Below are 16,205 nucleotides of genomic sequence, written 5' to 3' on the forward strand. Positions count from 1 at the left end.
GCACTAACTTTATGCCAGTTAGGGCGATCGCTTTTTTAGGATCGCGAATTAAATAACTTATAATTTTAATTGTTATTGTGGGATGGGCCTGAAAGCCCGTCCTTAAAAGACGGGCTTTCAGGCCCATCCCACTTTCAAGAGTGGAAGTTATTTAATTCTCATTCCTAATCGGGAGGCGAACCCTAGTTTTAAGTTGATAACGGATGAGAATATATTACCTGTATATCGAGATAAACTTTGGCGGCGCCAATCAAATTTAGCTGTAGTAATGCTTGAAAACAAACTATATACACAGTTATTTGCGAGTTTTAGCAAAACTTAATAGCTGGAATTTAAATGGTTTTTATCTGAGGTTGATAGTCAAAAAAATATTTTTGTGCCGCTCTGTTTGGGGCGGTTTTTTTATGGTAAATTTAGGCAAGCTGCAAACAAGGAGAATAGTTATATGTCTGTTCAGCTTCAAAAACGGTTATTTACAGTAAAAGAATATCATTTGATGAGTGAGGTTGGTATTCTCTCCGAGGGCGATCGGGTAGAACTTATAGAAGGAGAGATTGTTAAAATGGCTGCAATTGGTACTCGTCACGCAAGTTCGGTTAAGCGTCTGATCGCTGTGTTCTCGGATTTGGAGAGAAGACGTGCGATTATAGGCGCCCAAGACCCTATCCAGTTGACGGAGCGCACTGAACCTCAACCGGATGTTGTATTGCTGCAACCTCGCGCTGACTACTACGCCACAGCCCATCCCGTACCGTCTGAAGTTTTGCTGTTAGTTGAGGTTTCAGATAGTACGGTTGATTATGACAGAGATGTGAAAGTATCGATTTACGCGCGATCGCTCATTCAGGAAGTTTGGCTGGTAGATTTAGTTGAAAATTGTTTGGAAGTTTACCGTCAGCCCGGCCCGAACGGTTATAGTTTAATGCTCAAGTTTTGGCGCGGTCAACAAGTTGCGCCGCTGGCTTTTCCCGATTTAGAAGTGAGCGTTGATTTTATATTGGGTTAAGAGAATTTTTTTATTAATTTTTCCTAATTTAGGGAGCGATTTGAATCCGCCAAATTTCGATTCTTCCTTCTTCCTTATACTATAATAAGTTTAATTCCTCAAATCAGCGCAAGTGTTATGACTATTGCCAAATCATTTGAATTGGAAGTCACCCATCTCCCAGACCACACTGAATTACCAGAGTCGGACGGTACTTTTGTGAAAAACTTTCAAGAACTTCCTCAAAGCATTATTCTCACTGATTCACTCCGACCAATATTGCAACGACTTCATCCTGACGGACGCTACCGCATAGGCCAAGATTGCGGGATTTATTGGCGTTTAACTGACCCTCTCGAACGCGGTGCCGAAGCGCCCGATTGGTTTTATGTGCCGAATGTTCCCCCACTATTAAATGGTGAGGTGCGACGTTCTTATGTATTGTGGAAAGAATACGTTGCACCGCTGATTGTTTTGGAATTTGTGTCGGGGAACGGTGCAGAAGAACGAGACAGAACGCCGCCGCCCGAACCAGGTCAAGCCGAAGAAAAAAAGGTGGGCAAATTTTGGGTTTACGAACAGGCGATTCGCGTGCCTTACTACGGCATTTATGAAGTGAAAAAAGCGGCTGTAGAAATGTATCATTTAGAAGACAATCGCTATCAGCGCATGAGTGTAAATGAGCGCGGTCGCTATCCGATTCCTCAGCTTGGAGTTGAATTGGGCATTTGGCAAGGTGAATATGATGAGATGAATTTACCTTGGTTGCGTTGGTGGGATAGTGAAGGGAATTTGCTGTTAATTGGAGAGGAACGTGCCAGAGAAGAACGCCTGCGGGCGGAACGAGAACACCTTCGCGCTGGAGAAGAACGCCTTCGCGCCGAGGAAGAAAAACAACGCGCCGATCGCCTAGCAGCAAAATTGCGCGAAATGGGGATTAATCCTGATGAGGTGTGATTGTTTTTAGGTTGTTAAATGGGGTGCGATTCCCTTCGGGATAGCTTCGCTGGCGTGTACTTTTTAAACAGCAAAAATATCAGAAGCCCTAAAAGGGATCTCGCACTTTCGATCTCTTCACCCCATTGTTTATATTAAGATTTCCTTAATTGCTTTCATTTGGTACAGACATCAGTGCTACTATTAACAACTTAGCTAGGGGTGCCCGAATATCCGGGCTGAGAAAACACCCTTAGAACCTGAGTCTGGGTAATACCAGCGGAGGGAAGCTGTTTATCAAGGAAATTAAATATGCGTACCGAATGGATCGCTAAGCGTAGCGGGCAGAGCAATGTATCTCAAATGCACTACGCCCGCCAAGGTGTAATTACTGAGGAAATGCACTTTGTTGCTAAGCGAGAGAATCTCCCGGCAGAACTGATCCGCGCCGAAGTAGCGCGGGGACGGATGATTATTCCCGCTAACATCAATCACCCGAATTTGGAACCGATGGCGATCGGCATTGCATCTAAATGCAAAGTCAATGCTAATATCGGTGCATCTCCAAACTCTTCCAATATGGAAGAAGAAGTTGACAAGCTTAAACTAGCAGTGAAATACGGCGCTGATACCGTGATGGACTTGTCCACCGGGGGCGGCAATTTGGATGAAATCCGCACTACGATTATCAAAGCTTCACCGGTGCCGATTGGTACAGTACCAATTTACCAAGCTCTAGAAAGCGTTCACGGTAATATGGAAAGCCTGACGGCGAATGACTTTCTTCACATCATTGACAAACACGCTCAACAAGGTGTTGATTACCAAACAATTCACGCCGGAATTCTCATCGAACATTTGCCGCTGGTGAGGAACAGAATTACTGGCATTGTCTCTCGCGGCGGCGGTATTTTGGCGCGGTGGATGCTGCACCACCACAAACAAAATCCCCTCTACACTCACTTTAACGACATCATTGAAATATTCAAAAAATACGATGTTTCGTTTAGTTTGGGAGATTCTCTGCGCCCCGGTTGCACTCACGATGCTTCCGACGAAGCTCAATTAGCCGAACTCAAGACTTTGGGTAAATTAACTCGCAAAGCTTGGGAACATGACGTGCAGGTAATGGTGGAAGGGCCCGGCCACGTGCCGATGGATCAAATTGAGTTTAATGTCAAGAAACAAATGGAGGAATGTTCGGAAGCACCCTTCTATGTTTTGGGGCCGTTGGTGACAGATATTGCGCCTGGGTACGACCACATTACCTCAGCAATTGGGGCGGCGATGGCCGGTTGGTACGGTACTGCAATGCTGTGTTACGTGACGCCGAAGGAACACTTAGGATTGCCGAATGCTGAGGATGTCCGAAACGGGTTAATTGCTTACAAAATTGCAGCGCACGCGGCGGATATTGCGCGGAGGCGGCCGGGCGCGCGCGATCGCGATGATGAACTCTCGAAAGCGCGTTACAATTTCGATTGGAACCGTCAATTTGAGCTGTCATTAGATCCAGAACGCGCCAAGGAATATCACGACGAAACTTTGCCGGCGGATATCTACAAAACTGCTGAATTCTGTTCGATGTGCGGCCCTAAGTTCTGTCCCATGCAGACTAAGGTTGATGCCGATGCTTTGACAGAATTAGAGAAGTTTTTGGCTAAGGAACCTGTAGCCCAAAGCTAATTGGATTAATTCGTAGGGTGCTGATGGCGCACTTTACTTAAGCCTCAAGCTGTTTCGTTTGTTGTGGGGCGGGCATCCTGCCCGCTCAAAAGTAAGGTGCTGATGGCGCAGCTTACTTAAGGTTATATTAAAAGCAGTTTCCGAAAAGGAGAATTGCGATCTTCCGTTGCAGGTACTTTTTTGTTACCAAGGAATCTAGGATTTTATCGAGATTGGGATGAGCAAAAAAAGTAGCTATTTGCTCTTTAGTTAATACCTTGCCATGTGGGTTCTGTCTAAAATATTTATTTCACCTTGTTAATATAACACTCTTCATCAACTCAATTTCGTCTCAACAGAACTCGCCTCGCAAACCCTGTTCGCAAGAATGAAGAGAATTGCCACAGCGATCGTCAATTAGCCGCCTACCCTGTACTGGTAAACTAACTGAGCGTCGGGATTGATTTCGCTGCTTAAGAGGCATTTCGTTTCCAGATTCAAGGAACCAGCGGCGGATTCAAGCGCTAATCTCATGCCGCCTATTCCTGAGAATAAGTCAATAAAACGGATTTTTTTCAGTGCCATTAAGCCTGCGGTAAAAACTCATATTTTGTACGATTTTTCAATCGAGGCAGAGCCTCTAGATATTCATTACCAGGCAGAGCCTCGTAACGATAAAATGTCAATTGGTAAGGTGGGTTAACGCAGCGCCAGCCTAATGTAATATTTGAGCGAAGTAAAAGATTTACCGGGATATGTTAGCTCCCGCTGTATCTTTGCACGTTGAAAGAATGCGGCGATCGTTTGAGCTAATTGTGCGGATAGAATGCAGATTTGTTAACTGAGTATTGACTTCAATTGTTTGAAATTTTCCGGCTGAGATTGCCTTCCCGTACAATGTATTTCCCTCAATTTTACCAGTGAAGCACGCAAAGTCCGATCGCGGCGCGTAGATTGCACCAACGACGCGATCGTCCTGGCGTTGAAACACGATATAGTTTTGAAGAACTTGGTTGGGCTGTGGCGAATCTCCGTACAGATAAATACCATCTGGCAAAGCAGCAACATTAGTCTTAGATGGATTTTGTTGTGCTTGAATCGGTTGTTGCTGAATGCCAACACCAATTAGTGTCAGAGGACAAATAAAGGCTGTTGCCAGTAGTTTCCATTTCCTTTTAATAGATGCAGGTAAAATCATTACTGCTTCTCCTTGCGCGTCACCTAACATATTAAAACAGTCTTCTCTAGTTAAAATCTCACTCAGGTTATAATTTCGCTCTGCTCAAATCTGCCGATTGGTAGAGACTCTCAACCTGAAAGCTTGCGCTTGTTTAGCACCGAAAACTTTATTTTCCCTTGCGATCCAAGTACCTGAGCTGATTTTGATAAAATTAGAGCAGACATAGTTTCTAATCCCACCCAATAAAACACCGATCTAAGGTTGATGCCGATGCTTTGACCAAGAATTTCAAAGGTGGTACCCGCCACGTGATTTCTCCGTGAAATCAATCCAAAATCTAAAATCTAAAATCCTCAAGCCCCCGCATTTATCGATGGGGTGTAAGGATTCAGGTCTAAAAACTTGCGACTCCAACGCTTGTTTGGCAAGGGCTTTAGGGGAAAATAAGGGTTTTTGGCTTTCGTGGTTGATTGTCAATAAAGGACGAAAAGCTGTCATTTTTTGTCATTTATTGAGAATAGAGATTTATTTAGCATCAAGCTCCCGATCTAAAGTCTTTGCCTAGCAAGGAGTTCAGTGACCTGAATCCTTACGGTGGGGTCAATGCTAAAATCTAAAATCTAAAATCTAAAATCTAAAATCGATTGACGGAATTAGAGAAGTTTTTGGCTGAGAAACCTGTAGCGCAAAGCTAGTTGCTAGGGTGGGCGGAAACACTCCGCCAACCCTTCCCAATTCACCAGGCGCTAACTTTTTGTTTGGTAGAACACAAAACATTTTGGATAACTTCTAGAGCAACAGCTTTAACTACATTAATACTTACACTATTACCCAGTTGATGATAAGCTTTTTCATCATTAGGATGCAGAATAAAACTATCGGAAAAACCTTGTAACCGCGCCGCCTCGCGGGGAGTAATCCTGCGGACTCGGTTATGATAATAAACTCCTAATCTATTAGCATCACTGGCAACAATTGTTACAGAAATTTTCTGCAAATCGAGAAATTTATAGACTTCAAAGGAAAAGTTACCGGATACAGGTTTGTATTGATTTTTGTTCCGTTGCAGGTACTTTTTTGTTACCAAGGAATCCAGCATTTCATCGAGATTGGGATGAGGAAAAAAAGTAGCTATTTGCTCTTTAGTTAAGAGCTTGCCATCTCGGTCTGTTCCAAATTCTTTATTGCGCCTTTTCAAGATAAAAAGATTCATTAATTCAATTTCTTCTAAACTGCACTCGCCTCGCAAACCCAGTTCCCAAGAATGAATCGAATTGCCACCGCGATAGTCAATTAGCCGCCTACCGTGCAGTCGGCTGAAATCATTGTTAACTATTTGTTTTAAGGCATTAACAAATTCTGGCGAACAATCATATTTGGGATCGGGATTGTCTTCCAAAATATCTGCAACGGTGACAGGTTGACTTAACGGGGAAAAGAACGATAGCTGTTGATGACTAGACGAATGCGAATTTTTTGGGCCTAAGTCGGAAATTAACCCAAATTGGGGCGAAGCATTTAAAATTCCTACTAGGTAAACTCGGACGCGGTTCTGAGGTAAACTAAAGTTAGAGCTGTTGAGCAAAAAATAATCGAAGCTGTAACCTCGGCTTTTGATTTCGCCCTTAATAGTTTCGAGGGTTCTGCCGCCGTCGTGGCTGACAAGCCCCCGCACGTTCTCGAAAATAAATGCTTGAGGTTTAAAGGTATCAATTAACCTGGCAATCTCAAAAAATAGGGTGCCTCTGGTGTCTCCAAAGCCTTCTTTTTTGCCAGCATAGGAGAAAGACTGACAAGGAAATCCCGCTAGTAAGATATCATGTTCTGGTAGTTGGTCAATTAGTCGGATGTCGCCTAAAGGTGTGTCGGCAAAGTTTTTCTGGTAAACTAATTGAGCGTCGGGATTGATTTCGCTGCTTAATACGCATTTTGTTTGCAGATTCAAGGAACGAGCGGCGGATTCAAACGCTAATCTCATGCCGCCTATTCCTGAGAATAAGTCAATAAAACGGAGGGTTTTCATAGCATTAAACTGGCTGGTTAAGATTGATATCTTGCACCATTTTTAACATGAGGCAGAGCGAAAGCATCTGCGTTACCAGGTAGAACCTGGTAACGAGGGGAATCGCACTTTTCCCTATTTCTTGCTACTAATCCATTCCTTAAGATCCGCGATCGTAAAAATGGCTTGAAAATCCAATCCCGCCTCGCGATATAATTCCCCTCCACCTTGCTCTCTGTCAATCAGCGACAACACGCGATCGACTTTATAACCAGCAGCCCGCAACCGTTCCACCGCCTGCATCGCCGACTTGCCCGTCGTCACCACATCCTCCAAAACCGCCACATTCGTGCCCTCTGGCAACAGTGGGCCCTCAATGTACGCCATTGTCCCGTGTCCCTTCGTCTCCTTTCTGACAATTAAAGCTGGTATAGGTCGATCGCCCAAAGCCGAAACCACACTCACAGCAGTTACAATCGGGTCAGCACCCAAAGTCAAACCGCCCACCGCTTCCACCTCCGACGACAGCATCGACAACAGCAAACGTCCCGTTGCCAATGCACCTTCAGCGTGCAGCGTCACCGGTTTGCAGTTAATGTAATAAGAACTTTTCTGCCCCGAAGACAGCACAAAATCGCCTTCGCGATAGGCCTCCTCGCACAGCAAATCTAGAAGTCGATCGCGCAACACCTTTAAATCCGCAGCATCCATAACTCACACCGTGTAAAAAACACAAATAATCCGCCGATAATCAGTTTATAGTGGAATCGGAATTAATTAAGGAGGCTGAAATATTATGAGTCAAAAGTTAAAAAGCCTGAGCGGCGCGTTGATTCTCGCTGTCGCCTCTGCCGCACTGGCATCCGTCAAACCAGCTCAAGCACAAACAGCTCGATTTCACCCAATTGCCGACGACTTCAACCGACAATTCTTTGAAGCTTCAGGAGACTTTTACCACAACGTCAGCTTGCAAGGTTACTTGGGCGACTATTTAGGCATCGGTTCCCCCAGCGGCGTCGTTGCCTTTCCCGAAAAAGAAATCGAGCGGGATTCGAGTCGCGTCAACGGATTCTACCGCCGAGTAATGCAGCGGCAAGTTTCCAGCGATCCAATTCTCCGTGTCCCAGATGCCGTCAATCCCTTCGATGCCTCAATCATGGCACTGCCTGCAGCTTGCCAGCTAGGACCTCAACCAAGCGGCTGTTTCCCCACTCCCGGCGGACTCCAAGATCAGTTTACACTTCCAACACAGCAGCAAAATTCACCGAGCGATCCAGGGCCCGTTAGAGGACTTTATCAAGTATCGCCGAGTGGCCAAAATTAATCGATCGACAGTTGCGAGTTTTGAGCCGAGGCAGGTTTACTCTCATCTCGGCTTTGTATTTTAGGAATGAGAATTAAATAACTTTCACTCTTGAAAGTGGGATGGGCTCTTATAGCCCGTCCACTCATGACGGGCTATAAGAGCCCATTCCACAATAACAATTAAAATTGTAAGTTATTTAATTCGCGATCCTTAGAGAAAACCTCAACCCGCCCCAAAAGCTCATCTTTTGGCAATCTTTTCGGTAAACGCGCAACTGGCTTTTTTTTCACAATCGCGGTTATTTTAGAGGAATAAATATTATCCAATATTTATCAAACAATGCTGCCGTCAGGCATGATTGTTCCTTTCAAAATAGCTTGGCTCAGATTAGCTCCCGCCAACTTCGCTCCCCTGAGATTTGCCCCGGTCAAATTCGCCCCTCTCAAATCAGCTTTGCCGAGGTTTGCCCACCGGAAATCTGCCGCGCTCAACTCTGCAAAACAGAGATTGGCCCGGAAAAGATATGCTGCTGTGAAGTGAGCTTCACCGAGGTTAGCTTTAGAGAAATTAGCTGCATAGCAATGTGCTTCAATGAATTCGGCTTGAGGGAGACTTGCTTGACTGAGATTAGCACAGTTGAAGTTTGCGCCCATTGCATTAACTCGAAACATCACCGCACCGATTAAATTCGCCTCTCCAAAATCGGTTTGTTGGAGATTCGCACCGCTAATGTCCGCCCCAATTAAATTAGCACCGCTCAAATCAGATCCTCTGAAGTCAGCCGCTTGGAGGTTGGTTCCAGTTAAATTAGCTTTAATTAAATTAGTTTCGAGCAGTTGCGCTCCGGCAAGATTTGCTAAACTGAGGTTGGATTCGGCGAGGTTTGCCGCAATTAATTTAGCCTTAAACAAATCTGTTTTAAAAAGGTTCGAGCGCCAAAGATACGCACCTCTGAGATTTGCTTCCGCGAGGTTAGCTTCGCTGATATCCGGTTCTATATTTGGGTTGAGACTTCTCCATTCAATCCAAGTGACTGCACCTTTTTTTAACAGAGCTAAATGCTGTGTATTTGCCATAATTGCGTCTCCTTTAACGGCTATTCCTTGCGACCAACAATTGCTGGATTTTCTCGACCCGTCACGTTTTCCACCGCCGCAATTGCTGCCTGGGAACCTGCTATAATATCTCGTTCTGCGCCGCCGAGGTAAAGCCGTCCGAAACTGCCTACAGCCTGAACCTCTAAGATGTTAATAGATGCGCCTTTTTCTGCTTCATTAGCCGCCAGGGCTGCATAGGCCGCCGGTTCTACTTCTAAGACGTAAAGCGTTTGTCCCGCCAGCAGCAACTGTCCGCGGCGGGTGCGGTTGATTAATTGTGTTTGGTGGGGGTCAATGTTGCGAATAATTTGACTGGAAATCACTCGCGGTTTGATACCTTCTTCTCTGCGGAGTCCGATGAATTCTAGAATTGCTTTGCCTGCGGCCCGCGTTTCCCCCTGCTGACTCGAGTGTACTTCCAGAAGGCCGTACAAGCGTTCGACTATCTGCACTCCCGGCCGCACGGAGGCAGATTTGAGGGCGACATCGGTAATTCGGTTAATTTCGATACCGGGCGAGATTTCTATCCACAGCGACGCATCCCCCGGCAGCGGCAAGAATCCGGCGGCGACTGTGCCGATGTATGCTGCGTGCTGTGGCTGCAAGTTGTCTAGAAATACGTAGCTGCGTAGCTCTATACCCAAAAGTTTCTATCTCCGTCGATCGAGTTCCAACACTTGTCTGTGCAATATCTGAGTTTACCTTTTTTTGTGAACAACACCTTGTCTGTATGATTGTTGAGTGTTGACTGTTTGAACAATACCGATGCAACCGGAAACGATATGAGACACCACCCAGAGTGCCGGAGTGCGTTTGCTAGCCATGTTTAATTTCGATCGCCTGCTAAAAATTTCATATCAATCTGTAGTTATAGGTGGAACTTAGCAATGTTTACCGCTAGAGATGGATTTAACTTTAAAAGCCAATCGATATAGTTTTGATAGTTAAAGATTTTAGCCAACAGAGAGCATTTGAGTTATGAAACGTTCTGATTTATCCAAAGCAATCGGTGCAGGTATTATAGCTGCTGGGTTAGCCATAGCACCAGCTCACCTGCCTGCTTCAGCTCAGACAGATACAACTGGCGGTACTAACAACACTACAACTACCACCACTCCTCGCTCCGATGTCTACAATGCTGAGAACGATCGCGATTTTGATTGGGGATGGTTGGGATTGTTAGGTTTGTCTGGTTTGTTGGGCTTGATTCCCCGCAAACGCGAAGAAAATGTCCGCTATACAACTACAACGAGCGATCGCGATCCAGCAGTTCGCACCGACTACCGCTAAGAATCGAGTCTTAGGGTTGTGGGCATGATGCAGGGACGGGATGTTTTAACCTGTCCGACCAGCACAAATAATCATCAAAAAACCTCCATCTGTGAGGTTTTTTTATTGGATACGATCCGCGATCGAACGACAATAAAATAGGTTAAATCTGAGATATTTCACCATTGTCAATCAGATTTTTATGAACAGGCTTTCGGGCCTGTGAAGCGAGAAAATTCACTTTTTGTGGAACAGGCCCGAAAGCCTGTTCCTGACAATGGTGCAATATCTCAGATATAAGCGGAATTGAGATTATTAACTTCTTCCTATCTTCTTCCCTTCTTTCTTTGCATTCTTTGCGTCTTCGCGGTTCATTAAATAAAGACTTTTCCGACACAAAAACATTTTAAATAATGTTTTTCCCCGATCGCTCGAGTACCTCCCCAATCGCCTGCACCAAATTGTCGGGGTCTAAAGGCTTAGCAATGTGGCGCCAGAACCCCGCAGCCAGGGCCTGCTGATAGTTAATTTCTCCAGCATAAGCCGTAAGGGCGATCGCCGGAATCCGTCCCCCTTTGTCGGGTGGCAGAGCCCGAACCTGTCGCATCAACATATAACCGTCGGTATCGGGCATTCCAATATCGCTCAACAGCAAATCCGGCACAGACTCAGTTAAAACTGCCAAGGCATCGGCGGCGTTAGCAACTGCTGTAACACTTGCCCCACACTCCTCAAGCAGAAAAACCACTAAATCTAGCGCATCGGCCTCATCATCCACCGCTAACACCTTGACACCGCTCAAATTGAAGGATCGATCCGGCGACGCAGTTCCCGCAGGACTTGTCTGAGATTGGAGCGGCATCAGAGGTATCCTGACAGTCAAGGTTGCACCTTGTCCTTCGCCGGGACTGTCAGATTTCACTGTACCGCCGTGGAGTTCGACGAGATGGCGGACGATCGCCAATCCTAAACCCAATCCGCCAAACTTGCGCGTCATGGTGCTGTCAGCTTGGCGGAAGTAGTCGAATACATAGGGCAGAAAATCTGGTTCGATACCTTTTCCCGTATCAGTTACAGTAATTTGGGCCTTAGTGTCAACCCGATCGAGAACGACTTCAATTTTGCCCGACGGCGGGGTGAACTTGACGGCATTTGACAGCAAATTCCAGACTACCTGCTGAAGTCTGCCCGCATCGCCCAACACCGGGCCCAGATCCGGTGCAAATTGAGTGGTGATTTGAATCGACTTGACTTGGGCCGCCAGACGCACCGTTTCAATAGCAGCGCCGATGACCTCGGCTAAATCCACAGGTGCAATATTCAAGCTAACCTTGCCTTGCAGAATCCCCGACACGTCGAGCAAATCTTCGATAAGCTGGGTTTGCAGTTTGGCGTTGCGCTCGATCGTCTCTAAGGCATAACGCTGCTTTTGGGGTGTCAGAAGATTCGATTGCAGCAGCTTCGCCCAGCCCATAATCGGGTTTAAGGGAGTCCGCAATTCGTGGGACAAAACAGCCAAAAATTCGTCTTTGACGCGGTTAGCCTGTTCTGCCTCTTCCCGCGCTGCCTTTTCCCGTGCTAGAAGGCTTTCCCGTTCTGCTTCTGCAACTTTGCGATCGGTAATATCGGTGTTAGTGCCACACCAGCGCAGCACCTGGCCTTGCTCGTCGCGAATCGGCACGGCGCGGGAGAGAAACCAGCGGTACGATCCGTCTTTGCCCCGTAAGGGGAAAGTATCTTCCCAGAGTTCGCCTGTTTCAATGCAGCGCCTAAATTTTTCCACAACGCCATCGAGGTGTTCCGGGTGGTGCACCTTTTGCCAGCCCCAGCCTAGCATTTCTTCTAGGGTGGTGCCTGTGTAGTCAAACCAGCGTTTGTTATACCAGAAAATCCCCCCAGCAGCATCTGTCATCCAAGCCAACTGAGCGATGTTGTCAGCTAGAGCGCGGAACCGAGCCTCGCTTTCGTGCAGCTCATGCAGAGCTCGCGCGTGCAGGATCACCGTCCAGAGGCGAGCCACCACTTCTTGCATCAGCCAAACTTCATCGGGCCGCCAGTGCCGCACCACCCTTGATGTCACCAGCAAAAGAGCCACCCAGCGCCCTTCCTGAAGGCAGGGAACATCGACCAAAGCGCGAATACAAACGGCACCGTAGTTATCGAATAAATGCGCTGTATGGGGGTAAGTAGCGATATCTGAGATGACAAGGGTTTGACCTGCCATAGACAGAGCTTTCAGTTCTGGCGTCTTAAAGTCTGAGATTTGATAGGTGCCGGCGGCGCTGGCAATGTCGGACTGGTGCCAGTCTTGGTGGACAATTGCCCGATCGGCTTCTAAATCGATTTCGTGCCAGATGCAGCGATCGACCTTTAAATATTCTCCCAGACTTTTCATGGCTTCCCACAACATTTCTGTGGGGTTGAAGCGCTGTCGCAAGCGGGCTTCGAGATCGGAGAGAAACTGCTCGTTAAGTTGGGCTTGTTTGCGATCGTGAATATCAGTATTCGTACCGATCCACTCGACAATCTGGCCTCCTGCGTCGCGAATTGGCACCGCGCGGGACAAATGCCAGCGTTCCATTTGGTCTGCTGCCCGCCGGAGGCGCAGCTCAACTTGATAAACTTCTCCGCTGATTAGACATTCTTCCCAGCGGGCCCAAGATTCTGCCAAATCCGAGGGCGGGACTAGGTATTGCCAATTGCTTTGAGCGGCTTCCTCGTAAGACATTCCCAGATATTCCAACCATTGTTGTTGATTGGTAAAGCGAATTTCCCCGCCGGAACTTACGTTCCAAAGCAGGTGGGGCAGCGACTCAGCGAGGAAGCGAAAGCGGCGGTCGCTTTCTGCTAAGCTTTCTTCTGCTCGTTTGCGATCGTCAATATCAATGCCGATACCAGCCCATTGCACCACCTTTCCCTTCCTGTCTTTGACGGGTACAAGTCGCGCTAGATGCCAGCGGTAATTACCATCAAACCTGCGTACCCGACACTCGAATTCGTAGGCTTCCCCGGCTGCAATCGCAGGAGTGCGCGTGGCGACAACTGCTGGCAGATCATCAGGATGAAATAATTGCAGCACCGGCGCAGGCATCGGCAATTCTGGCCTCATGCCCGTATAGGTTTTCCAGTGTTGGTTGCAAAACTCTAACCTGCCGTCGGCGGTGTTGATCCACATTAATTCCGGGACGCCATCGGCGAGGGTGCGGTAGAGATTTTCGCTGTGCCGCAGTGCTTCTTCTATTTGCCGGCGCTCGGTTTTGTCCTGCATAATTTTCAGGAAACCTTGCACCTCGCCTGCTGCGTCGCGCAGGGGCATCACCAGCCCGCTGCCCCAAAAGCGGCTGCCGTCTTTGCGGAGGTGCCAGCGCTCGTTTTCTCCTTTTCCTTGAGTCAGGGCGCTGTGCATTTCTGCTTCCGGCATCCGGGCTGCTGAGTCTTCTGGGGTGAAGATGATGCGTCCGTGCTGCCCGACGATTTGGGCTTCGGAATAGCCCAGCAATCTCTGGGCCCCTGCGTTCCAACTGGTAATGTGTCCGTCGGTGTCAATGGTGAAGATGGCGTAGTCTTTGGCGCTGTCGAGAATCAACTGCAGGTGGGTTTCACGATCGCACAGTGCTGCTTCTGCTTGTTTACGCTGGGTAATGTTGCTGGTGAAGCCGACTATTTTGGTCGCTTCACCTTGCTGGTTGCGGATCGAACAGCCGCGCTCCCAAACATCGATCCAGCGCCCGTCTTCGTGCCGGACTCGGTACTCGATTTCATAGCGATCGGGAATATTCAAGATTGATTGCCCCCCGGCTTGGATGCGTGCCAAATCGACCGGATGGATGCGTTCTCTCCACCACTCTGGTGTTGCAGGTGCATCCTCTGGGTAGACACCGACGATCGAGCACAGTCCCTGGGAACGGTAAACTGAGTTTGCTGCCAAATCCCACTCAAACACCATGCCGTCGATCGCCCTTGTAGCTAATTGGAAACGGTTGTAGCTTTCTTGCAAGGCGAGTTCTGCCATTTTGCGAGCGGTAATTTCCTGTACCACGATATGAATCCCCACAATCTCTGGGCCCCTGTCTCTGAGCGGCCACCAATTCTGGAGCCAAGTGCGAACAACTGTGGGTTGATCCCTAGTTGCACCGGTGAGTTCATAATTCCGGATCGGTTCTCCGGTGTCTAGAAGGTGTCCCAACAAAGGTTCGGCTGTGTCTGCCCAGTCGGGGACAATTTCGCGCAGGGTATGGCCGATGTGCCTTTCTACTGCCAAGCCGTTCATTTGGGCAAACCGCTGGTTGATCCGCACGAACCGCAAATCTGTGTCTAAAACGGCTAAACCCACGGGAGTTGTTTGGTAGAGCGACTCTATCTCTACAAGTTGACGCCGCACGGTTTGTTCGCTTTCTTGTAGGGCGAGTTCGGCTTTTTTGCGATCGGTAGCATCAAATAATACTCCGATAAACCGCACTGCTTCGCCTGCTGCGTCGTAGAGATAGCGCCCGAACGCGCTCAACCAGCGGATTTCTCCGTTGTCGGCGCGGATGATCCGGTATTCGGGGGAGTAGAGCGATCGGGTTTGCCGAGCTGTTTTGGCTGCTTGCATGACTTGCTTGAAGTCGTCTGGATGCACGCAGTTTTCCCACACAACCGCGCTTGCTTCCCCGCCTGGTACCGGTTGGCAGCCCAAAATGCTGAAATGGGTCGCCGACCAAATTACTCGATTTGTTCGCACGTCTAAATCCCAGGTTGCCATGCCTGAGCCTTCGATGGCGATGCTCAAACGTTCTTCGCTTTGTTTTAAGGCAATTTCTGTTTGTTTACGCTCGCTGATATCTGTGAGGGAACCCACGGCGCGCACGGGATTGCCTGACTCGTCCCAAATTGCTCGCCCTCTGGCTAAAACCCATTTGTAGCGCCCGTCCCCACAACGGATGCGGTACTCGCAGCAGTAATGTGAGGTTTCTCGATGCAAGTGCTGCTGCCAATTGCTTTGCACGATCTCCACATCATCGGGATGAACGTAGCTCAAATATTGGCTAAAGTTTTTGACATCTTCGGGCCCACGTTCCAAAATCTCTAAAAAGCGATCGCTCACTACAGAGCAATTTGTTTGCAGGTTGCGATCCCAAATCCCGTCGTTGTTGCCGGCACAGGCTAGCTGCCAGCGTTCTTGGCTTTCTCGCAAAGCTTCTTTGGTTTGATTGGCGCGATCGATTTGTATGGCGGCAACGGCAAAGTCTGCTAGGGCGATCGCGATCTGCAAGTCTTCGGCATCGAACTGGCGATCGTCCTCGTGAGATACAATCCATATTGCCCCCAGCGATTGATTTTCTGCTTGCAGTGGCACGACTAACGCTTCGGCGATCGGCAATTCTAACTGTTGTAAGTCGGTAAAATATTGTTCGGGAGCAAAGTAAAGCTGGGGAGTTTGGCGATCGATCCCGGTGCCCGACAAACGCAATTTGCGGGGTGTGTTTTTATGTTCTGCTGCTTCCCACGCGCCCGCTAAGGCTTCCCAGCGAAATATTTGTTCGGAAGTTGCATTTTCTTCTAGCAAGCAGACTCCGACGCTTCCGGCGTCGCACAAATCTTGAGCGATCGCAACGAGTGTTTTTAGCAGCCTGTGCGGTGAGGTTGCCAATTGTCGAGCCAGCGTTTGCAGCGCTCGGTTTTCTGCTTTTCGATCGTGTGATCGAGGGATGCGGCGCGACAGTTCATCGGCGATCGGAATGTCGGTTAAATTAGTTTGTGGGGTGTGCCAAGCTTCCATCAAT

The 16,205-nt window shown here is 48.0% G+C and carries 13 protein-coding genes and 1 riboswitch; of the genes, 5 read left to right on the forward strand and 8 right to left on the reverse strand.

What is annotated here, in order from left to right:
• The first annotated feature begins 445 nt into the window (after positions 1-445).
• The 3 genes from QUA50_RS05715 to thiC all read left to right on the forward strand — a co-directional run bounded on the left by QUA50_RS05715 (position 446) and on the right by thiC (position 3,607).
• Complete coding sequence (locus QUA50_RS05715; protein WP_333264969.1) at positions 446-1,006, forward strand: Uma2 family endonuclease; 561 nt, start codon at positions 446-448, stop codon at positions 1,004-1,006.
• A gap of 117 nt (positions 1,007-1,123) precedes the next feature.
• Positions 1,124-1,942, forward strand: a complete 819-nt coding sequence (locus tag QUA50_RS05720; protein WP_333264970.1) for a Uma2 family endonuclease — start codon at positions 1,124-1,126, stop codon at positions 1,940-1,942.
• A 187-nt stretch (positions 1,943-2,129) separates the two neighbouring features.
• A riboswitch (TPP riboswitch) is annotated at positions 2,130-2,226 on the forward strand.
• 7 nt (positions 2,227-2,233) lie between these two features.
• Complete coding sequence (gene thiC / locus QUA50_RS05725; protein ID WP_333264971.1) at positions 2,234-3,607, forward strand: phosphomethylpyrimidine synthase ThiC; 1,374 nt, start codon at positions 2,234-2,236, stop codon at positions 3,605-3,607.
• Positions 3,608-4,003: 396 nt separating this feature from the next.
• Here thiC and QUA50_RS05730 read toward each other — a convergent pair whose 3' ends face one another.
• From QUA50_RS05730 to pyrE, 5 genes are all read right to left on the reverse strand, one after another.
• Positions 4,004-4,120, reverse strand: a complete 117-nt coding sequence (locus QUA50_RS05730; protein ID WP_333298801.1) for a hypothetical protein — start codon at positions 4,118-4,120, stop codon at positions 4,004-4,006.
• A gap of 211 nt (positions 4,121-4,331) precedes the next feature.
• A complete protein-coding gene (locus QUA50_RS05735) occupies positions 4,332-4,814 on the reverse strand; it encodes a hypothetical protein (RefSeq protein ID WP_333264973.1) in 483 nt (160 codons plus the stop codon).
• Between the two features lie 80 nt (positions 4,815-4,894).
• On the reverse strand, positions 4,895-5,074 hold the full coding sequence (locus QUA50_RS05740) for a hypothetical protein (RefSeq protein ID WP_333298799.1): 180 nt from the start codon (positions 5,072-5,074) through the stop codon (positions 4,895-4,897).
• A 428-nt stretch (positions 5,075-5,502) separates the two neighbouring features.
• Entirely contained in the window at positions 5,503-6,789 is a 1,287-nt protein-coding gene (dcm, locus tag QUA50_RS05745) for a DNA (cytosine-5-)-methyltransferase (RefSeq protein WP_333264974.1), read from the reverse strand.
• Positions 6,790-6,903: 114 nt separating this feature from the next.
• Positions 6,904-7,479: an orotate phosphoribosyltransferase gene (pyrE, locus tag QUA50_RS05750; RefSeq protein WP_333264975.1), complete on the reverse strand. Its 576-nt coding sequence runs from the start codon at positions 7,477-7,479 to the stop codon at positions 6,904-6,906.
• An 85-nt stretch (positions 7,480-7,564) separates the two neighbouring features.
• On the opposite strand from pyrE, the gene QUA50_RS05755 reads away from it, so the two are divergent.
• A complete protein-coding gene (locus tag QUA50_RS05755; RefSeq protein WP_333264976.1) occupies positions 7,565-8,092 on the forward strand; it encodes a hypothetical protein in 528 nt (175 codons plus the stop codon).
• Between the two features lie 314 nt (positions 8,093-8,406).
• Here QUA50_RS05755 and QUA50_RS05760 read toward each other — a convergent pair whose 3' ends face one another.
• A complete protein-coding gene (locus tag QUA50_RS05760; protein WP_333264977.1) occupies positions 8,407-9,150 on the reverse strand; it encodes a pentapeptide repeat-containing protein in 744 nt (247 codons plus the stop codon).
• A 20-nt stretch (positions 9,151-9,170) separates the two neighbouring features.
• On the reverse strand, positions 9,171-9,815 hold the full coding sequence (locus tag QUA50_RS05765) for a hypothetical protein (protein WP_190661578.1): 645 nt from the start codon (positions 9,813-9,815) through the stop codon (positions 9,171-9,173).
• 334 nt (positions 9,816-10,149) lie between these two features.
• Here QUA50_RS05765 and QUA50_RS05770 point away from each other — a divergent pair, with 334 nt between their 5' ends.
• Positions 10,150-10,461 carry a WGxxGxxG family protein gene (locus QUA50_RS05770; RefSeq protein ID WP_333264978.1) on the forward strand — a complete coding sequence of 104 codons (312 nt, stop codon included), beginning with the start codon at positions 10,150-10,152 and terminating at the stop codon, positions 10,459-10,461.
• A gap of 385 nt (positions 10,462-10,846) precedes the next feature.
• On the opposite strand, the gene QUA50_RS05775 is transcribed toward QUA50_RS05770, so the two are convergent.
• The gene (locus QUA50_RS05775; protein WP_333264979.1) at positions 10,847-16,201 is read right to left on the reverse strand and encodes a PAS domain S-box protein; all 5,355 of its coding nucleotides are present in this window, start codon (positions 16,199-16,201) and stop codon (positions 10,847-10,849) included.
• Positions 16,202-16,205 lie beyond the last annotated feature (4 nt).

This window comes from Microcoleus sp. M2_D5 (assembly GCF_036701935.1).
Classification (GTDB): Bacteria; Cyanobacteriota; Cyanobacteriia; order Cyanobacteriales; family Microcoleaceae; genus Microcoleus.